Raw genomic sequence first — 19,713 nt, 5'->3', positions numbered from 1 at the left:
TTGACTATGCAAATATGGCTTACCTTCATAATAATGATACTTGTTATTGCTTCTGTCATATCATTGTTTAGTTTCCTAATAGTAAAGAATGCTGAAGAAAATAGGATTTTCAGGGATATAGAAATTGCCCAGAATATTGTCCTAAATATAAATTTGAAAGAGGATTCTGCTTTTTTGGATTTTGACCTTAAGAGATTTAAGGAGTTTAAATTCATAGATCATTTTCTTATTGATAAAGATGATGGTTCCATTGTTTTTTTACGAGGGAAGATTAATGACAGGAAACCACAACTGACGCATACACCTAGACCAGAAGATAGAGAATTAGTTAAGTTACTGACAGCTCATACTGATGAAGTAGGAGAGGGGAAATTTATTGAGAGCCATAAAGATCAAAGTATTTTCTTTTTAGTCAATAGCTTCGAAGATGACCAAAAAAGCTATTATATTATATCCTATATGAAGACTACTAGAATTTATAGTGACTTTTATAAATATTTACATATTGTTCTATTATTTATAGCAGTTGCTTTTGTCGCATCGAAGATTATTGCAAATAACCTAGCTAAACCTCTTAAAAAACTTGAGCTATATACAGAAAGAATTGCAAAAAAACAATGGGCAGAGCCATTGGAACTAGGTAGAGAAGATGAAATAGGACGATTATCCGATGCTATGAATAGAATGCAGATAGCTTTGAAAAATGCTGATGAGGAAGAAAAGCTATTTTTACAAAGTATATCCCACGATTTAAAGACTCCTGTAATGGTGATTGAAAGTTACGCCCAGGCCATAGTAGATGAAGTATATATGGGGAGTCTAGAAGAAACTGCACTGACAATAAAGTATGAAGCAAATCGTTTGAAACATAAGATAAAGCAGCTTTTATACCTCAATAGTTTGAACTATATAATGAAAAGTGAAAAAGTAGATGAAGAAATCAAAGTCGACTTACTCATTGAGGAACTATATGAACGATTTAGACTGGTAAAGACAGATATTAATTGGGAGGTTGAGCTAGAGGAAGTTAATGTAAAGGGAAATACTGAAAAGCTAAGAGTTGCCCTTGAAAATATACTAGACAACCAAATAAGATATGCTGAGAGTAAGATTTCCATTAAGGTTAGTAGTGAGAAAAACAGAGCGAGGATCGAGATTTATAACGATGGATCTAATATTAAAGAGGAGAATATTAAAAACATATTCGACAATTTTTATAAAGATAAGAAGGGTAACTTTGGGTTAGGATTGGCTATCTGTAAAAGGATTGTCGAATTTCATAATGGAGACATTTCTGCCAAGAATCATGATATAGGAGTAAGCTTTGTAATAGAGTTACCAACTATAGATGTATGACTCAGAAACTTGAGTTAGTTAAGCTTCTTAATTACACACATCTATAAAGAATGTAATTACAAGTAGAAAATCATTAAATCTAAAGGGATTAGTTAAAACAATTTATTTTAACTAATCCCTTTAATAGTGTATCTAACTAATCATTAATTGCGTAATTGCTAATTAGATAAGAGTTGAATTTCACTATTAGAATTAATACAAGTAAATGAATAACGAACAATTTATTTATTGAAAAACCTGGGGACATTTGCAGCATATTTGTTTTGATGAGTACCCAATCCAGAATATAAAAGGTTAAAAGGCCTAGAGTTCTATAGTACCATTTCAAATCGAAACCAATTATAATAGCAGCAATCCAACCTATTATAATGCTGTATATTACATTAACTATAAAGTGATCTCGAAATGGATTTGAAACTAAGCCGATATGAAACAAATACAGATTAAATGATACTATAAGAAAATATGTAAGTAGCCCGTGTATAGAATGATAACTTGCATATAAAGATATAATTCGAACATAGGTTTTAGAAGGGGTTTGGGATAGAGACTTCCAAAACTCTTTAGATATCTTAAAATGAATAAGCAGACCAATTCCAGTGTATATAGTTTTCCACCAATGTTGCTCGTAGATATTTAATTTAAGAAAGATATATTCAATGCCCATAAATAGAATTGAAATAGATATCATCCATATATAGTTTAATTGAAAAGCTGCTATAGCAAAGGCAGCAGCAGGAACGCTGAAGAAGTCGGAGACCACGGCCCCCAAGATGTTATCGAAGTATGGATTCTGTAAAACATTCGGACGATAAGTATAGCTTTCAAATATAATAAATATAACATATTCAAGATAAATAATTATTACACTTAAAAAGAAATAAAAGGGGATCAGCTTTAGATTTTTTTTCTTCCAAAGTGTGAACCCTGTTACAAGTAGGCTAATAATTGTTAGACCTAAGTACCATATCCAATTTGGCATACTAGTCACCCTCTTTCCTTGAATTACTAATTTAGGTTTTTTACTACTTTAGTGTAGCACTCTGAATAAATATTATTCTTGTATATCTATATAAGGATTACTTTCATTACCCTCGAGAATGGCAAAAGCATAGAACTCATACATAAATTTCATGTTTTTCACATACTTTTCCCATAGTTTATGGATAAAATCATATTAAAGAAATAGTCATTAAAAAGTGGGGAGATGTTGAAAGCATGAAAATGAATAAGAAACTAATTTGCATAATTACTATTATAGGGATGTTGATCTCAGGATGCAGCTCAAAGCCTAACAATAGCAAAGAAATAAATGGAGATACTGAAGTAATGGAAAAGCAGAAGGTAGAAATATCTTCACAAAACGGGGAGCAAATAACCCTTATCAATAATATAGAAAGCAAAAAACTAGAAAGAAGCTTAGAAAAATTTAAAGTTATAAAAAAAGTCGCAAATCGTAAAAGGGTTGGTATTGTAAAACCAGTAACTAGAATTGTGGTAGGGAAAGATTTTCTAATCGATAAGATAGAAGCCAATAATGATATAGATGTTAACGACCCTGGTGCAAAGTCACAATGGGCACTAACATATACTAATAGCAATGATATATGGGATTTTATAGAGCAAAAACAAACGGTGAATATAGCAGTTATTGATACGGGTGTTGACTATAACCATCCAGATTTAAAAAATAGAGTAAAGCAAGATATGGGATATGACTTTGTAAATGATGATGGGGATGCAATGGACGATAATGGGCATGGGACCCATGTTGCCGGTATAATCTCCGCTGAGGCCAATAACGAAGAAGGAATAGTAGGTGTTGTTGGAAATTTAGATGTAAATGTAATTCCTATTAAGGTATTAGATAAAGATGGCGTTGGTTATTCCGATACAATAGCGAAGGGAATAGAATATGCAGTTGAAAAAGGTGCAGATATAATCAACTTAAGCTTAGGAGGAACAGAAAGAGACGAGGATATAGAAAAGGCAGTAAGCAATGCTCTAGATAAAGGAGTACTAGTAATTGCTGCAGCAGGAAATGATAAGAGGAATTGTGATGAATATACACCTGCGGGTGTTAACGGAGTTTACACAATAGCAGCATCAAATTTATTAAATAGAACAGCCAGATTTTCTAACTTTGGTAAAAGTGTAGATATTACTGCACCAGGAACTAAAATTTTAAGTACCGTACCAAATGGCGGTTATGAAGCCTGGGATGGAACGAGTATGGCAGCACCAGTAGTTTCGGGAATTGCAGCAATGCTTAAGGCCCATGACCCGAGTATTGACAGCATCAAAATTAAAGAAATACTACAAACATCCTCAAAGGACATAATGAAAGATGGGGAGGACGTGTTATCGGGATATGGATTAATTGATTCAAAGGAGGCCTTTGAGATTTTGACAGGAAGCGAAGTAGAAGAATAGAATAAGTGAAAATATAAATGCCCTTATCTAGCAAAAAAAGCTAGATAAGGGCATTTGGTATAGGAAGAATTATTTTACTTTTGTATGTACTTAGCCAATTGTTTTAATTGAATTTTCTAAAATATTTGAATGAGGTTAAAAGTTATGCTACAATTAACTTATGTTACGTAACATAACATTTGCTCAAACTAAAAGATTCAAAACAAGCAAAAGCATAAAAACAGAAACGAAAATCGACATTAGACCTTTGGTCAGAATGATTTTTACAGCTTGGACAAGCTCATCTATTTTATAGTAGGAAATAATAGAATGGGTGTATATAAAGGTAGAGGAGGAAATGCATTGGTAAAAGAAATAGATCTAAAACAATATGAAGCTGATATGATTGCTTGGCGCAGAGACTTTCATATGCACCCTGAAAAGGGTTTTGAAGAAATAAGAACGTCTAGAATTGTTGCAGAGCTTCTAGAAAGTTTTGGGCTTGAAGTCGTAAAGGACTTTTGTAAGACAGCAGTAATCGGGATTTTAGATACAAAAAAACCAGGAAAAGTAGTTGGGATCCGAGCAGATATGGATGCATTAGGAATGCAAGATCTTAAGGATGTGTCCTACAAGTCACAGAATGATGGAGTGTGTCATTCCTGCGGACATGATGGTCATACAGCTATTTTGCTAGGTGTAGCAAAATACTTTTCTGAGAATCGTGAAGGGCTTACTGGCAAAATTAAGTTTGTATTTCAACCAGCAGAAGAAGGTCCGCCTCCTGGAGGAGCTAAGCTCATCATGGAAAGCGGTATGGTAGATGATGTTGATGTAATGCTTGGTGCACATACACATGCAGACTATGAATCGGGAAAAATTATTGTAAAATATGATGAACTATTTGCCAGTGGTGACTTTTTTGATGTGAAGATTACCGGAAAAGGCGGACATGGCGCATATCCTCATCAGTGTAATGATGTTATTAATACAGCTGTATTGGCAATATCGGCTTTTCAAAATATTATCAGCAGGGAAATTGATGCTGTGAAACCCGCAGTCTTATCGGTTTGCAACATTCATAGTGGAGATGCAAAAAATGTTATTCCACATACTTTATCCTTCGCTGGTACTATAAGAACCCTGGACGAGGGTGTTAGAGAGCATATTATAAGCAAAATGGATAAGATTTTACAACATGTTTGTGAGATGAACGGTTGTAGTTATGAGTTCAAAGATACTTTTATGTTCCCAATCCTACGTAACAATAACGATATCGTAAAGATATTTCACGATGTTGCCATAGATACCGTAGGAGCAGAAGATGTAGAAGTATTGCCAAATGTTGATATAGGTTGTGAGGATTTCTCGTATTTTTCAAATAAGATTCCATCATGCTATTTCTATTTTGGCGTAAGAAATGAAGAAAAGAACTGCACGGCTGCGTTCCATCATCCTGAATTTGATATGGATGAATCATGTATGACCGTTGTTCAGGCTGTTATGATAAATACTACATTAAAGTTGTTATCTTAAAATAATCTTTCTTAATAAATAAGCAAAACCCACTGAGAGGAAAAAATATATGGAAATTTTATAACCATAAAGAGAGAAAATAGAAACTACTATGAGTTTAGGAAAACATTGAAACATCGTACTTAGGTAATTCTAAGAGACTATTCACTAAAAGGGAGGAAAAACAATGCAGAATAAGTTAAGACTAAATAAGCCGTTATTTACCTTGGCGGTAGCCTTTACACTGGGGCTAAGTGTCATCTTTACATTATTTCCAGAAGGTTCTTCTAAGATTCTAGGAATTATGTCGGATTTTGCTAAAGGAGATTTAGGAAGCGCTTTTCTTTGGGTTGGATTAGCAATGTTTTTTATGATTTTATGGTTGTCATTTTCTAAAATTGGAAGAATTAAACTAGGCGGCGATGATGAAAAACCAAGATTTTCTACTGTTTCTTGGCTGGGTATGATTTTTACAGCCGGTACAGGCTCATCAGTTATGTATTGGGGAACAATTGAATGGGCGTACTACTTTAAAGGTGGTGGTGGATCTACACCTTTAGGACTTGTACCAGGTGCATGGAATACTGGAGAATGGTCAGCAGCTTACGGGATGTTCCATGAAGGACTGATAGCCTGGTCGATGTATTCATTATTTGGAATAGCAGTTGCGTATATCTACTTTATTAAGGGGAAACCAGTTTTACGTATTAGTGAAATTTGCCGACCTGTATTGAAGGAAAAGACCGATGGAATTATAGGTAAGGCTATTGACCTCACTTTTATGTTCGGAATTATTGCTGGTACAGCCACTTCTATGGGATTTGGTACACCAATGGTATCGGCCGGTATTTCTAAGTTATTTGGAATTCCAGATAATACAGCTTTAACATATATAGTTATTGGGATTTGGGCAATTATGGTAGCAGCAACCCTTGCTTTTAATCTAGAAAAAGGAATTAAATTAGTTTCAGATATCAATGTTTGGCTCTTATATATTGTATTAGGTGTTATATTTATATTTGGCCCTACAAGATTTATAATTGATACATTCTCATCTGGTCTAGGAATCATGGCAAGTAACTTCTTTAGAATGAGTACATGGACAGACTCAATAGGGCAATCAAGCTTTCCACAATGGTGGACAATCTTCTACTGGGCATGGTGGTTGGTATATGGGCCAACTGTAGGAATATTCTTAGCTAAGATATCAAAGGGAAGAACAATTAGAGAACTGGCAATAGGTGGAACTTTAGGTGGTTCTGTTGGTTGTTGGGTAATCTACGCTGTGCTGGGTAATTTTGCTATGAACCTTGATATAACTGGTGTATACTCAGCAGCAGATAAGATTGTAGGTGGTAGTCCTGGTGGTTCTACAATCATTGAAATCATATCCCATGCACCGTTAGCGGTTCTTATATTACCTACGTTTATTCTTGCAGCATTTTTCTATTCGGCAACTTCTGTTAATGCTATAGCATATACTCTTGCTGCAACAACAACAGATAATATCACGCCAAATCAAGATCCTGAAAGATGGAATAGAATTTTCTGGGTAATTTTATTATTTGGTTTGTCAGCTGCATTACTTTCGTTAGGAACTCTTAATGTCTTAAAAGCCGCATCATTAATTACTGCCATACCTTTAATGGTCGTATCGATTATTATGATGATATCTCTATATAAAAATATTAAAAATGATGGTTATCTTTATACTGAATATCACAAACCTAGTAAAGTAAATAAATAGTGATAATACATAGAAAGTGGTTGAACCCACTTTCTATGTATAAGGAGGCAAAAATGAATATACTTATTGGATGGTTTGGACATGAAACTAATACTTTTTCTAGAAAGAAAAGTGATTTTAAATTATTAGCTTCCCAAGGATATTGGGAAGGAGAAGATATATTAAATACATTTAGAGATACTCCAAGTTATATGGGTGGCATGATTAAGGCTGCTGATGAAAATAGTATTGACTTGATTCCTACTCTTGCTGTTGAGAACGCCGGTCCAACACTGACCGATGATTGTTTAAATTATGTAGTAAATAGGCTCTGTGAGTATGTTAAGAATCACGTAAGTGAAATTGACGGTATCTGTCTTGGCCTTCACGGAGCAGGCGTTTCAGAGACTTGTAACGATATAGAGTCCTATACCTTAGAAGCCATCAGAAAAATCGTTGGAGAAGATATGCCCATTATGATTACCTTAGATTTACACGGTAATATAAGTCGGCGGATGGCAGAGCTCTCAACTGGTATGTTTGGAATAAAGGAAAATCCACATATCGATTATACCATCAGCGGATACGAAGCGATGAATGCACTTATATCAACTATAAAAAAGGAAATCAAGCCCTACACTTATGTAAAACCTATCCCAATACTCATGCCAATGACTCCAACAACAACTGGTATTTATAAAAAAATAACAAATTATATAAAAAAATATAAAGAAGATAAGCAATTACTTGATGTTGCTTTCTTTCCAGGTTTTCCCTTTGCAGATGTAGAGAATTCAAGGGCTAGTGTTTTTGTAACAGCAGAACATGCTGCAGAAGAGCATGCCGATTTCATAGCAAAATATATATGGAAACAGCGTGAAAAACTCGTTGTTTTAGATACAACTGGCACAGATAAAGCTGTTGAATTAGCTAGTAAATATCTTACGGAGGAATTACAAGGCTTTGTGGTTATCAATGAGGCTTCAGATAATCCCGGATGTGGTGCACCGGGAGACTCAACCTTTTTATTGGATTCAATGATTAAAGCAAATATTGAAGGAAGCGCATTTGCTTACATCTATGATCCAGAATCCGTAGAGAAAGTCAAAAATGCTGGAGTAGGCAATAAAGTAGATCTTATGCTTGGTGGCAAGATTGAGGATGCTAAATATCATGGTAATTCTATAGATATTAAGGGCGCAATTGTACGTTCTATTTCTGATGGCGTTCATATTTCAACAACCCCACTCATGAAGGGAATTCCTGGTTCTTTTGGTGATACTGTGAGGGTACAGGTTGGGAATGTCGAAATAGTCATTGCTTCAGTTCAAAATCAAACCTATGATGACCGAGCATTTTTTGTAGTAGGCATTGATATCAATGAAAAGAGATTACTAGGTCTAAAATCGGCACAGCATTTCAAAGCTTTTTTTGAAAGTAAGGCTCTATCTATTATTCCTTCCAATCCAAAAGGAATAGCAACTTCTAACCTGAATTTATTAGACTATGTTAATATAAAACGCCCTATCTATCCCTTAGATGGAGAAACAGTATATGAGTAAATATATCTGAAATATGAAAGGTACAAATATAATATGTGAATAATTGAAGGAGGTTTTTTTATGAGTTTTTTAGAGATTGCTAATAGTCCTTTACTTTGGGGGATTACATTCACGGCAGTTGCGTTAGTGTTATTCCAAGCAACTATTTTTCTAAAGAAAAGTTTTAATGCTGGTAAGGAAATGGGACTTACAGATGAACAACTTAAACTTGCATTTAAAACTGGTACAATTGCATCGGTAGGACCATCAATCGTTATTGTTGTAGGGATGGTATCACTTCTGATTACAGTAGGAGGGCCAACTGCACTTATGCGTCTTGCATATATCGGGAACGTTGTTTATGAACTGATGTCTGTAGGATTTGCAGCCGATGCCTATGGTGTTGGACGTACTGCTGCAGAAATTACACCGGAAGTATTTGTTACTTCTTTATGGTGTATGGCAATAGGCTGTATTGGTTGGATTCTATTTACAGTACTCTTTACTGATAAACTTGAGGTAATAAGAGATAAGATGGCAGGTGGTGAATCAAAGCTAATACCTGTGATTTCTTCAGCGGCTATGCTGGGAGCTTATGGGTATTTCAACGCAGGTTATGTTGTAAGCTTAAATAACAACACAGTAGCAATTGCAACAGGGTTCATTGTAATGACTGGCATTACATTGATATATCGTAGAACAAAAAATAAATTACTCAATGAATGGGGACTAACCATTGCGATGTTTACAGGTATGATACTTGCAGCATTAATTTAGATGAAGGAGGAGAATTATGATAAACAAGAGTTCATATTACAAAGATACGTACTTAAAGTCAATTAATAAATTTGGTAAAGCTACAGGTTGGATTGGTGCTTTAATGGTATTTGCTCCTGTATTAGCAGTTACCTTAATCTATGGGATTGTTCCCAACATGGACTTTTTAATGATTGCTGTAACTGCTCAATTATCCGTTAATGCTATTTGGTGGGTTATTGAACCAATTTCATTCTACCCGATTCTAGGTGTACCGGGAACTTATATTGCCTTTTTATCAGGAAATATATCAAATCTTAGAATACCTTGTGCGGCAGCAGCACAGAGAGCAGTTGGCGTTGAACCTGGTTCTGATGAGGCAACTATTGTTTCTACGATAGGGATATCTGCTTCTGTGTATGTAAACGTTATTCTGCTAACGATTGCTGTTATAATTGGTAGTACAGTATTTCAGCAGATGCCAGAAGGTGTTAAAGCAGGTCTTAACTATCTTTTACCTTCATTATTCGGTGCAGTCTTTGCACAGTTTGCAATTGATGATAAAAAGACGGGAGCTTTTGCTATGGTGATAGCAATTATAACGCTTTTAATGTACAAGAGTGGTCTATTTAATTGGATGCCAGTAGATCCATTTGTTGCAGTTATACTTATTCCGATTTTTGGAACCATATTAGCAGCAAGAATTATGTACGCTAAAGGTATGTACGATGTAAAAGAACAATAGACATTAGTCAAAACTCTAAAAGGGCTGACTCATGAAATCATATTTTATGAGTCAACCCTTTTTTGTTTTTGAAAAGACTATGAATGATCTAGGAGAATATATAAATTATACTACAATTGGAAAGAATGTTGATGCAATCACTCCATCTGTAATTTAGTCGTAGTCCTAGAGCCGGTATAATGTAAAACGAAAAGAGTTATGATATAATGGGAATATGTTATGAAGATGAGAATATGTTAATGCTTTTGATTAAGATCGGAATCGGAGGAAGTATAAATACTGTTTGTAACTTGCAGTATTTAGAATAGTAAAGGAGGTATTATTATGATGCAGCTAGACTATATCTTCATATTGATATATTTTATTATTATGCTGTATATCGGTAGGCTTGCAAGTAAACGAGTTTTTAGTAAGGGAGATTACTTATTGGCAGGAAAGCGTGTTGGAAAGATCCCTACAGCATTAAGTACTGCGGCTACAGACTTTGGAGGAGCCGGACTGATTGGTGCCGCTGGACTAGCCTATTCTAAAGGAATTGCCGGTGGATGGTGGAATTTTTGTGCTATTCCAGCATTGATGATATTAGGGGTTACTTTAGCTAAGCTTTATAGAAAACTAGAGATATCGACTGTACCAGAATATTTGGAGAAAAGATATGATTTAAAAACCCGAATACTTGCAGCAATTCTACACTTGATTGGTACCATATTTGCTATTGCAGCACAAACAATTGTAGCGTCAATGGTGATAACAACTATTACAGGAATACCAAAAAACTATGCTGTATTGACAGCAACCCTAGTATTTGTGGCCTATACAACGGCTGGAGGTCTTATAGCGGTAATATGGACTGATATATTTGCTTATTTAGTGTTAATGTTAGGATTAATAGCGGCATTAATTTTTAGTATTATAAATATTGGAGGCTTATCAAATGTAGTTAATAATACCCCACCATCATTCTGGAATATGAGTTCTATAGGGTGGATGGAACCGGCTGCATGGATTGGAATGAATTTCTTTTGGTATTCAACTAAACAGTATTTTGTTCAAAGATTATTGGCAGCTAAGGATGATGAAACAGCACAATTTGCTTACGTATATACTGGAATAAATTATATTATATATGGACTGATTGTCGCATTGTTAGGTATTTGTGCTTATATAATTGTACCTGGAATTGAAAATCCAGAAATGGCTATACCTTCGATTGTAAAATATGCAGTACCGGTTGGATTGAGGGGAATATTGTTGGCATCTATTTTAGCTGCAACTATGTCTAGTAGTTCCTCCTATTTAAATGCATGTGCGTCAATATTCACAATAGACATCTATAAAAGAATTATAAATCCAAGTGCCAATGATATTAAGTGTTTGCTCGTTGCTAGATGGTCTACTGTAATAATTGCTATAATAGCCCTATTTGCATCCTATTTTACTAAGGGCGTTATTGAAATGGTCGTTTTTGCAAATATTATTTATTCAGCATGTATTTTCTTCCCTATAATATTAGGTATAAAGACAAGACTGATAAGTACTAGGGGAGCATTTTATTCTATAATAGTAGGGGGAACGGTGGCAGTAATTTCTAAGTTCTGGTTGTATCAAAAGGTAGAAGGAATATTAGGAGATATTCACCCTATGTTTATGAGTTCAATAGCTTCACTAATTATACTTCTGTCTATATCTATAATTGCAAATAATATGAAAAAGGATTAGATGAGACCAAAATTCACAGAAGATTTTGATTGAATAAAAGGAAAAATATTGATACTATGATAAGAGAATTAATTACTTGTATATAGTTTTTTAAAAAAATATCTAAAAAGTTCATTTTAATAAATACTTATCATAGTTATCAATAAGAAAATGAGGTATATTATGGATAAAGAAGAAATTCGCTTAATAACGAAAATTTGCTATATGTACTATTATGAGGATGAGGTTCAGTCTAAAATCGCCAAAAAGTTTAATCTGACTAGGCAAATGGTCTCTAGGCTTATACAAAAAGCAAAGGATGAGGGAATCGTTAAAATCAATATTGAAAGCCCTGTTAAAGAAATAATTGAATTAGAGACACAACTTGAATCAAGATTTGACTTGAAAGATGCTGTTGTAATTCAAAATGACACCATTTCTGATAGTCAACTTATACACAAGTTAGGAAAAGCAGCTGGTGAATATTTCATGAAGGCTATTATGTCTAAAATGAAGATTGGGATTGGCATTGGTGAAGCATTAGAATCTATGGCTGAATATATAAATACAAATGTATTTGATGCTTCTTTGAATAGTATTGACCTTATTCAACTAATAGGTGGCGTAAATTCAAATAAGAGCTTTGAGAACTGCCAGTATATAATGAGTTTGATTGCAAAAAAAATAAATGGTAATTTAGTTTTTCTAAATGCCCCCTATATAATTGAGGATGAAAAAGTTAGAGATGCAATCTTAAGAGGTCCACTTTTTGAAGAGGTTTTTTCTGCATACGAAAATCTTGATTTTGCCTTTGTGGAGATAAAGCCTGCAAACAAAGTGTATAGAGCATCTATGTCGGAAAGCAAAGTAAAAGGAATTAATTATCTTAATCTATTAGGAATCAATTATCTTAATAATATTGATGCAGCAGGTGAGATATGTTTAAATTATTTCAATGATAGAGGATACTTTGTTGATACTCAGATAGGGGATAAAACCGTTGCTATAACACAAAAAAAATTACAAAAGGTAAAGAATCTAGTTGGAATTGTTGGTGGAGAAGGTGCGAATAAGGCTGCTTTAGGAGCTTTAAGGAGTGGTCTATTTAATGTTATTATAACTGATGAAGATACTGCTAGATATTTATTATCTAAATAAACAGGTATGAAAATAAAAATTCAGAGACATCGAGTACCTAAATTTTAGTGAGATTTCTCTTTGTGAAATGATTTCAAAAAGACCAATATATACTTTGACAGGTATAATTGGTCTTTTCCTTATAATTATTAGCCATCAATATTGTTATTTAGCTAAATCAGAAACAATTACTAAGTTCCATTCAACCAATTCATAGGAGTACAAATTCCTTAGAATGAGAGGATCTTTTTTTGCTATAAGATGGGCTTCTTCAATATTTTTAGCCTTATAAATAATCATTCCACCGGTTTGATTGACAAACCCACCGCCGAGAAAGAATCTTTCTGAAGCTATACCTTGAAGATACTCAATATGATCATCATAATCCTTAGAACCAAATTCGTTTTCTTCAATTCTGTGATCTATTCTTATAAATAGTTTATCTCCCTTTTTCATATATATCTCCCCATATATTTTTTAATAGCCATGCTAGATTTTGTGCAAATTTCTTAATGTATCTTTTTCCATTTTCATCACTTTTGATAGCACCTTTTTTTGCGCCTACTCCTATATTCCAATATTCAGAACTAGGAATTATCATTTCATTTACCAGATAAAAGTCTACTAGGCTATTTAGGGTTGCTAATTGCCCTGTTTCTCCAGCCACTGCTATAGGTCCACCAACCTTTCTTGTTAATGTATGACCATTGTTATGGGAAACATAGGTTAGTCTTTGAACAAAGGCTATCAATAATGAAGTTGGCATTCCAACATAAACTGGGGATCCGAGTACTAGACCATGATTATTCAATACTTTTTCATAGATAGAATTAAAATCATCATTTAGAGCGCATTTGCCTTTTTTATAGCATCTATCACAATTTATACAATGATTCATTTTTTTATTTGATAAACTGATAAAATCGGTTTCAATTTCATTTGCGTATAGTTCTTCTTCGAATATTTTAAGCAATTCCATGGTATTACCATTTTTTCTTGGTGATCCACTTATTATTAATACACCCATATTACTTCACCATACCTACAAAAAATTATTTAGCCCATCTTTTAAGATTTGGAAGAAGCTTATTAAGCATTCCTCTGGCATTGCTTTCTTCAAATCCTTGTTTAACCATATGAGGAACACAGATTTCTATCATTTCACCCATGGTTGTATTACTGGTAAACTTACCATCCTTAAAGCAGTAACTACAATAGTCCTCATTCTTAGTTCCATCTTCATTTGTTCCAAATAAATTTTCATTACTCATCGGCATAGCGCAGCTTTGACATAATTTTTGATCCATAATAATACCTCCTTAAGTATTTTTGACTATGGAGGTATTATAACAAAGGTAATATGACAACGGACTGTCGTAATTCATTAATATTTTTCAAAAACTTTTTTTGCCCTCTCTTTGATAATCTCTCTAATGTGTTCAGGCTCAATGACTTCGACCCAGTCTCCAAAGCTCAGAATCATGCCATAAACCCACTCATCTTCTGGATAATTTACAGTAGCATATATATATCCGTCACTATTAAAATCTAAGCTCTCAAGGTCAAAATAATCATCAATTCTGCTTAGGGATTTCTGATTAAATTTGAGTCTAATCTTAACTTCTTCAGAGGGAAAGAGAAAACTAAATTCAGAGATACCTTCCTTAGGCTCAAAGAATTCGTTGGTAACAACTAAATCCCTTATTCGTGTTAATTTGAATAGCCTAAAGTCTTGTCGTAGTCTACAAAATCCGTGCAGGTACCAACGATTTAATTTTAATGCAAGCAAGCATGGTTCAACTTCTCGCTCAGTGTTTTTTCCATTTAAGTCGACGTAATTAAATTTGACTAATCTCTTTTCGTCGACTGCTTTTTTTACTGAATCAACTTTAGATTTTAAACTTTTAGAAAAGCCCCATGGACTGAAATCCATTAATATTTTATTGTGGTTGGTAGCGACTTTATTAGATTTAATGGATGTAAGCTTTTCAATAATATTTTTTAACTCTCTATCCTCATAAGCCATATTTATACCCTCTAATGCCACCATTAAAAGCTTATGTTCGGAATCTGATAGAAAATTTTTGTCGATTTTATAGTTTTCTAAGAGACCGTATCCGCCATACTGACCTCTATAGGATACTATTGGAATTCCAGCCATGTTAATGGCCTCAATGTCTCTTTGAATTGTTCTTATGGAAACTTCAAAGTATTCAGCAAGATCCTTTGCAGTAACTCTTTTTTTGTTTAGAAGCATTATAACTATAGAAAGCAATCTATCTACTTTCATAACTCTATCACTCCAATTTAATTAATATCTTTTTGTCGAGAAGAATAAACGCAATAATGTATTCCTTACAATACAATAGTATATCATGAAATAGAAAGTAATATATTTTCATTAGCCATTATATAAGTTACGGCCAATCTATTGCATTACGAAGATTTAGCATCCCCAAAAAACATTGGCTGTCAAATTTCCAGAATCTAAGATGTTTATCGTATTATATAGATAAAATTATCTTGTCAAAATAGAAAGAATTTTAATAAAAAATAGCGCATAATGTTGACAGTGCAAACATAATTGGGGTAAAATAGTAATTAATCAAATGTTGGTACTGCGCACATTATATGTAAAGTTTGTTAATGACAAGTTATAAGATGATATATAAAATAGTATAAAAGCTGATAAATCATCAATAATTTTTGAATTATTAAAAAAATTCAAGGATTTATTATACAAAGTTATTGACTCCATACAAGTATGAATGATATAGTACATCTAATAAAAGAATACTAAAATAACAGTATTATTAAAGTCTAAGGGCCAATTTATAATTAATTGACCCTAGACATGTGATTAGTTATTAAATTGAAGACTAATCGATTTTCAGGGTATTTATGCATAACCATTCTTCAAGAGGGTTGAATTGAAAAAAATGAAGAACTAATGTAAAAACATAATGGTAGTTTTGCAAAAAGGGTTATAATAATTTACTTAGAATCTTATCAACATAATCCATATAAGAATCTTTAATAATAATATGTTCTTTTACTAGTAATATGGTTAGACCATAGATCATACTCCCTATCGACATAACATTTATCATAAAGTCATTTTGATCAACAGAAATAGACTCTAGACATTTTAAACAGTTTTCTACAAGAAAATTAATTGTAGGATTATCGCTAAATAAAACCTGATTGTTTTGGATTTTAATGTTATTAGGCAAAGTGTTCAAAATGAGGATATCCAGATAATCAGGGTTTTCAACAAAAAATTTTACGGATTGTTTTCCTGTTTCCTTTAATAATTCTCTAGGATCGGAAAAATATTTTAGTGATGCATTTAAGTATTGCTTAAAATGTTCTAGTGCTTTAAGTCTTATGGCAGAGATAAGTTCATCTTTATCTTTAAAATGTCTATAGGGTGCAGAATGACTGACACCACAAATAGTTGCTAATTTCCTCATTGAAAAAGCTTCATAGCCTACTTGGTTTAAAAGTTCTAGTCCTTTATCTATCAGGGTCTCCTTCAAGTTACCATGATGATAATTTTGTTTTATCAAATAAAGCACTCCTTATATGTAAAATTAATATTTTATGAAATTATACCACAATATATACATGTTTACGGTGTAAACATAATTTGCTATAATTGGCTTAAGTGCTGGTGTTACAAATATTATGTGTGAAAAGTAGAACTTCTAAACTACTAAAGGTGGATAGTTGAACTTTTGGAACGGGGAGTTTTTGAGGGTAATTTGATAATCATGATTAGAATTGTTATATGTTTCAAAGAAGCCAATCTTAACAATTTTTATCAAAAACTTTGTTCCAATGAATGAATTGAATTATAACCAGTAATTTGCGTATCTAAATACTACAGGTGGAGGAGTAGGGAGAAATATGGGTACGATTGATTGTGAAGAAAATAACAATAAATATCCATTATACTACTATAAGATTGGACTAAAGCATTATAAACAAATATTTGAAAATTCTACTGAGGCTATAGCTATAATTGATAATGAGTTCAAAGTGATAAACGTTAATAAAAGCTTTGAAAGACTTTTTCAGTATGAATTAGATGAATTGAAGGGCAGAAAAATTAAGGAAATAATATGCCACAAGGAGTTTTGTGATAATCAATGTGTATTTCAAGAACTTGAGGAGAAGGGATACGTAAAGAGAAGAATTAAAAAAATAAGAAGAGATGGTAAAGTACTATTTACAGATATATTGACCTGGCCAATTAAAATAGATAAAGAACAGACGGGTATGTATTTAATATATAGAGATGTTACGGAAAACAAAATAAAGGAAGATAGAATTGAATACCTAATTCATAGAGACTGTCTTACAGGACTCTATAATAGGGAATTTTTTTTAGAGAAAATAGAAGAAGTAATGTGTAATGGAGTTAATAACAAATTGGCAGTATTAGTTCTAGATTTTGACAATTTTAAGAGAATAAACAATACATTGGGGTATTTGATTGGAGATAAGATTATAAAATCAACTGCAGATAAATTGATAAGCAGTATTAGCAATGAGCATACTATTGCTAGGATTTCTGGAAATCATTTTATGATATTGATGACTGATGTCAGAGATGAAGAAACCGTGAGAAGAATAGCTGAAAAGATAATAAATATATTTGATAACCCAATAAGGATAAATGATTATGAAGTTGATATATCAGGGAGTATAGGAATTTCAATATATCCAGATGATGGATTTGATAAAGAAGTATTAATTAGAAATGCCGAAATCGCCATGTATAAAGCTAAAGAAAAATGCGGTAATAGCATAGAAATGTTTTCAAGCAATATGGGAGAAGAAATTGAAGACCAATTTATTTTGTTTAATAATCTACGGAAAGCATTATCTAAAGACCAATTTGAGGTTCATTATCAACCAATTATTGATCTGAAAACAAATGAAATAGTTGCGGCTGAAGCCTTATTGAGATGGAAGCATCCTAAGTTAGGATATATATCGCCAACCAAGTTTATCCCTATTGCTGAAAATAATGGGTTAATACTTCAGATTGGTGAATGGATCCTTAAAACAGCATGTTTACAAAATATTAAGTGGCAAAATGCAGGATATAAACCAATCGTGATGGCAGTCAATGTTTCAGTCAGGCAGTTGGAGCAGAAAAATTTTGTTGATGAGATATTAAAGGCATTGGATATATCAGGCCTTGATCCAAGGTTTTTAGAGTTAGAAATTACTGAAAGTTTAAATATGAAAAACATCAACAGTTGTATCAGTAACTTTCAAAAGCTTAATAAATTAGGTGTAAGTATTTCTATAGATGATTTTGGAACAGGGTACTCTTCTTTAGGACAACTTAAAAAATTATCCATAAATAAATTGAAAATTGACAAAACCTTTATAGATGATATAAAGGGTGAAATGGATGATAATCCAATTATATCTGCTATAATGGCAATTGCTAGAAGCCTAAAACTTCAAGTGATTGCGGAGGGGATTGAAGATTTAAATCAACTTAACTATTTAAAGAAATTAGATTGTGAAATGGGACAAGGGTATTTCTTTAGCAGGCCTATGAGTGCAGAAAAATTTGAAATCATGATAAAAAATAATTAAGATGGTCAAAAGTACCTTACACTACTAAAGAAGTTACACTAGATTTAAGAAAAAACTGGGTAAGTACTGAATTGTAAATTATTGACGGACGCCATTTTTTTGTATAAATGTTGTGTAAATACACAATATTTATTTACAAATTTATTAGTTGAATATGAAAAAACTAAAGTTAAACCTGGATTAGAATTTATAAAACCTAAAAAGGAGGTTAGGTATGGGACAAGTAGAGGCTATAGTATTTGAAATAGAAGCGCTTAGAGAGCAATTAAACAGTATGATTAATGAAAAAAGAAGCTTTACAGATTTCAAAATTATAGAAATGAGTAGGAAGCTAGATATAGCCTTGAATAGGTATAATGAACTAGTCGAAAGTTATGAAAATAGTGATTAGAATCTCGTATGATTTAGAATATAATAGAGGCAAAGCAGGATAAAACATACTTGCTTTGCCTCGTTTCGTAATATACAGGAAATTATGAACTATATAATATCGCCTGTCATTTCGTATATACTAGAGTGTAAATATTCCATTCCATTTAGAATTATTGGACTACTATATACCTCAACATCTTTGACTTTTCCCTGAGATATGACATGCTTAAAACGAAAATGGTTTCTTTCCTCCATTCTGGCCTTTTGCATTTTGTTAGAGATTTCTTCCTTTGAAAGTGTATTTATATCAGTAATTCTTTTGTCTTTAAATTCCTCAAGAGAATATCCATAGAAAGTAGAGGCTGCAAGATTAGCATCGACTATTTCTCCAGTTTCAGGATTTATTAAAAGCATAACATTCTTGTTATTGTAAAATATACTGTGATACCTATTTTCTTTATCCTCAATAAGGGTTTCTATTTCTTTTAAGGTGTTTTTAGAGATGCTTCTATTTTTGATTAATCTGAGAAGGTGATATATTTCTGGATTATCAATAATCAGATTCTGTATATCTGTAGGGATTTTTTTAGCTATAATAAATAAGTCATCTAAACCTACTTCCAAAGTCTTTGACATTCTGATTAATACTTCTTCGCTCGGTGGTGGCTCAATCCCGTTTTCAATTTTGCTAATATAGGGATAGCCTACTCCTATCTTACTTGCCAGTTCTCTTTGAGACATCAGCTTTTTTCTAGTTGATCTCAAGTACTTTCCAAAACTCATCGTAAATGCCTCCTGATTTAAAAAGGTTAATAGAGAGTAATTTAGAGATTCCG

General features: G+C 32.8%; 19 protein-coding genes. 12 read left to right on the top strand and 7 right to left on the bottom strand.

The features are described 5' to 3' along the window. The first annotated feature begins 6 nt into the window (after positions 1–6). Positions 7–1,356, top strand: a complete 1,350-nt coding sequence (locus R9X47_RS08640) for a sensor histidine kinase (protein WP_432667608.1) — start codon at positions 7–9, stop codon at positions 1,354–1,356. Positions 1,357–1,492: 136 nt separating this feature from the next. Here R9X47_RS08640 and R9X47_RS08635 read toward each other — a convergent pair whose 3' ends face one another. Further along, positions 1,493–2,338 (bottom strand): hypothetical protein, encoded by an 846-nt coding sequence (locus tag R9X47_RS08635; protein ID WP_432666399.1) that lies wholly within the window; start codon positions 2,336–2,338, stop codon positions 1,493–1,495. A 236-nt stretch (positions 2,339–2,574) separates the two neighbouring features. Between R9X47_RS08635 and R9X47_RS08630 the strand changes: the two genes are divergently transcribed. The 9 genes from R9X47_RS08630 (at position 2,575) to R9X47_RS08590 (ending at position 12,907) form a co-directional block, all read left to right on the top strand. Further along, on the top strand, positions 2,575–3,789 hold the full coding sequence (locus R9X47_RS08630) for a S8 family peptidase (RefSeq protein ID WP_432666398.1): 1,215 nt from the start codon (positions 2,575–2,577) through the stop codon (positions 3,787–3,789). Positions 3,790–4,131: 342 nt separating this feature from the next. Next, a complete protein-coding gene (locus tag R9X47_RS08625; RefSeq protein ID WP_432666397.1) occupies positions 4,132–5,304 on the top strand; it encodes a M20 metallopeptidase family protein in 1,173 nt (390 codons plus the stop codon). Between the two features lie 166 nt (positions 5,305–5,470). Then, complete coding sequence (locus R9X47_RS08620) at positions 5,471–7,030, top strand: BCCT family transporter (RefSeq protein WP_432666396.1); 1,560 nt, start codon at positions 5,471–5,473, stop codon at positions 7,028–7,030. Between the two features lie 53 nt (positions 7,031–7,083). Then, positions 7,084–8,571 (top strand): M81 family metallopeptidase, encoded by a 1,488-nt coding sequence (locus tag R9X47_RS08615; RefSeq protein ID WP_432666395.1) that lies wholly within the window; start codon positions 7,084–7,086, stop codon positions 8,569–8,571. Positions 8,572–8,631: 60 nt separating this feature from the next. Next, a complete protein-coding gene (locus R9X47_RS08610; protein WP_432666394.1) occupies positions 8,632–9,327 on the top strand; it encodes a DUF5058 family protein in 696 nt (231 codons plus the stop codon). 16 nt (positions 9,328–9,343) lie between these two features. Continuing rightward, entirely contained in the window at positions 9,344–10,051 is a 708-nt protein-coding gene (locus R9X47_RS08605; protein ID WP_432666393.1) for a hypothetical protein, read from the top strand. A gap of 31 nt (positions 10,052–10,082) precedes the next feature. Further along, complete coding sequence (locus tag R9X47_RS08600) at positions 10,083–10,208, top strand: hypothetical protein (RefSeq protein ID WP_432666392.1); 126 nt, start codon at positions 10,083–10,085, stop codon at positions 10,206–10,208. Between the two features lie 167 nt (positions 10,209–10,375). Beyond that, on the top strand, positions 10,376–11,770 hold the full coding sequence (locus R9X47_RS08595) for a sodium:solute symporter family protein (RefSeq protein WP_432666391.1): 1,395 nt from the start codon (positions 10,376–10,378) through the stop codon (positions 11,768–11,770). Between the two features lie 162 nt (positions 11,771–11,932). Continuing rightward, positions 11,933–12,907 carry a sugar-binding transcriptional regulator gene (locus R9X47_RS08590; protein ID WP_432666390.1) on the top strand — a complete coding sequence of 325 codons (975 nt, stop codon included), beginning with the start codon at positions 11,933–11,935 and terminating at the stop codon, positions 12,905–12,907. A gap of 144 nt (positions 12,908–13,051) precedes the next feature. Here R9X47_RS08590 and R9X47_RS08585 read toward each other — a convergent pair whose 3' ends face one another. The 5 genes from R9X47_RS08585 to R9X47_RS08565 all read right to left on the bottom strand — a co-directional run bounded on the left by R9X47_RS08585 (position 13,052) and on the right by R9X47_RS08565 (position 16,455). Then, entirely contained in the window at positions 13,052–13,342 is a 291-nt protein-coding gene (locus R9X47_RS08585) for a YciI family protein (protein WP_432666389.1), read from the bottom strand. After that, positions 13,326–13,913, bottom strand: a complete 588-nt coding sequence (locus R9X47_RS08580) for a flavodoxin family protein (RefSeq protein WP_432666388.1) — start codon at positions 13,911–13,913, stop codon at positions 13,326–13,328. Before R9X47_RS08580 ends, R9X47_RS08585 begins: the two co-directional genes overlap by 17 nt. Before the next feature lie 25 nt (positions 13,914–13,938). Then, positions 13,939–14,193: a zinc ribbon domain-containing protein gene (locus R9X47_RS08575; RefSeq protein WP_432666387.1), complete on the bottom strand. Its 255-nt coding sequence runs from the start codon at positions 14,191–14,193 to the stop codon at positions 13,939–13,941. 77 nt (positions 14,194–14,270) lie between these two features. Continuing rightward, positions 14,271–15,176, bottom strand: a complete 906-nt coding sequence (locus R9X47_RS08570) for a helix-turn-helix transcriptional regulator (RefSeq protein ID WP_432666386.1) — start codon at positions 15,174–15,176, stop codon at positions 14,271–14,273. 694 nt (positions 15,177–15,870) lie between these two features. Then, positions 15,871–16,455, bottom strand: coding sequence for a TetR/AcrR family transcriptional regulator (locus R9X47_RS08565; RefSeq protein ID WP_432666385.1), 585 nt, complete (start codon positions 16,453–16,455; stop codon positions 15,871–15,873). Positions 16,456–16,795: 340 nt separating this feature from the next. Between R9X47_RS08565 and R9X47_RS08560 the strand changes: the two genes are divergently transcribed. Both R9X47_RS08560 and R9X47_RS08555 read left to right on the top strand, forming a co-directional pair. Beyond that, positions 16,796–18,505, top strand: a complete 1,710-nt coding sequence (locus R9X47_RS08560; protein ID WP_432666384.1) for a sensor domain-containing protein — start codon at positions 16,796–16,798, stop codon at positions 18,503–18,505. Between the two features lie 214 nt (positions 18,506–18,719). Continuing rightward, positions 18,720–18,896: an aspartyl-phosphate phosphatase Spo0E family protein gene (locus R9X47_RS08555; protein WP_432666383.1), complete on the top strand. Its 177-nt coding sequence runs from the start codon at positions 18,720–18,722 to the stop codon at positions 18,894–18,896. A gap of 89 nt (positions 18,897–18,985) precedes the next feature. Here R9X47_RS08555 and R9X47_RS08550 read toward each other — a convergent pair whose 3' ends face one another. Further along, entirely contained in the window at positions 18,986–19,660 is a 675-nt protein-coding gene (locus tag R9X47_RS08550) for a helix-turn-helix domain-containing protein (protein WP_432666382.1), read from the bottom strand. Positions 19,661–19,713 lie beyond the last annotated feature (53 nt).

It is taken from the genome of Wukongibacter baidiensis (assembly GCF_050888315.1).
GTDB lineage: Bacteria > Bacillota > Clostridia > Peptostreptococcales > Caminicellaceae > Wukongibacter > Wukongibacter baidiensis.
This window is presented reverse-complemented; position numbering and strand designations above follow the sequence as displayed.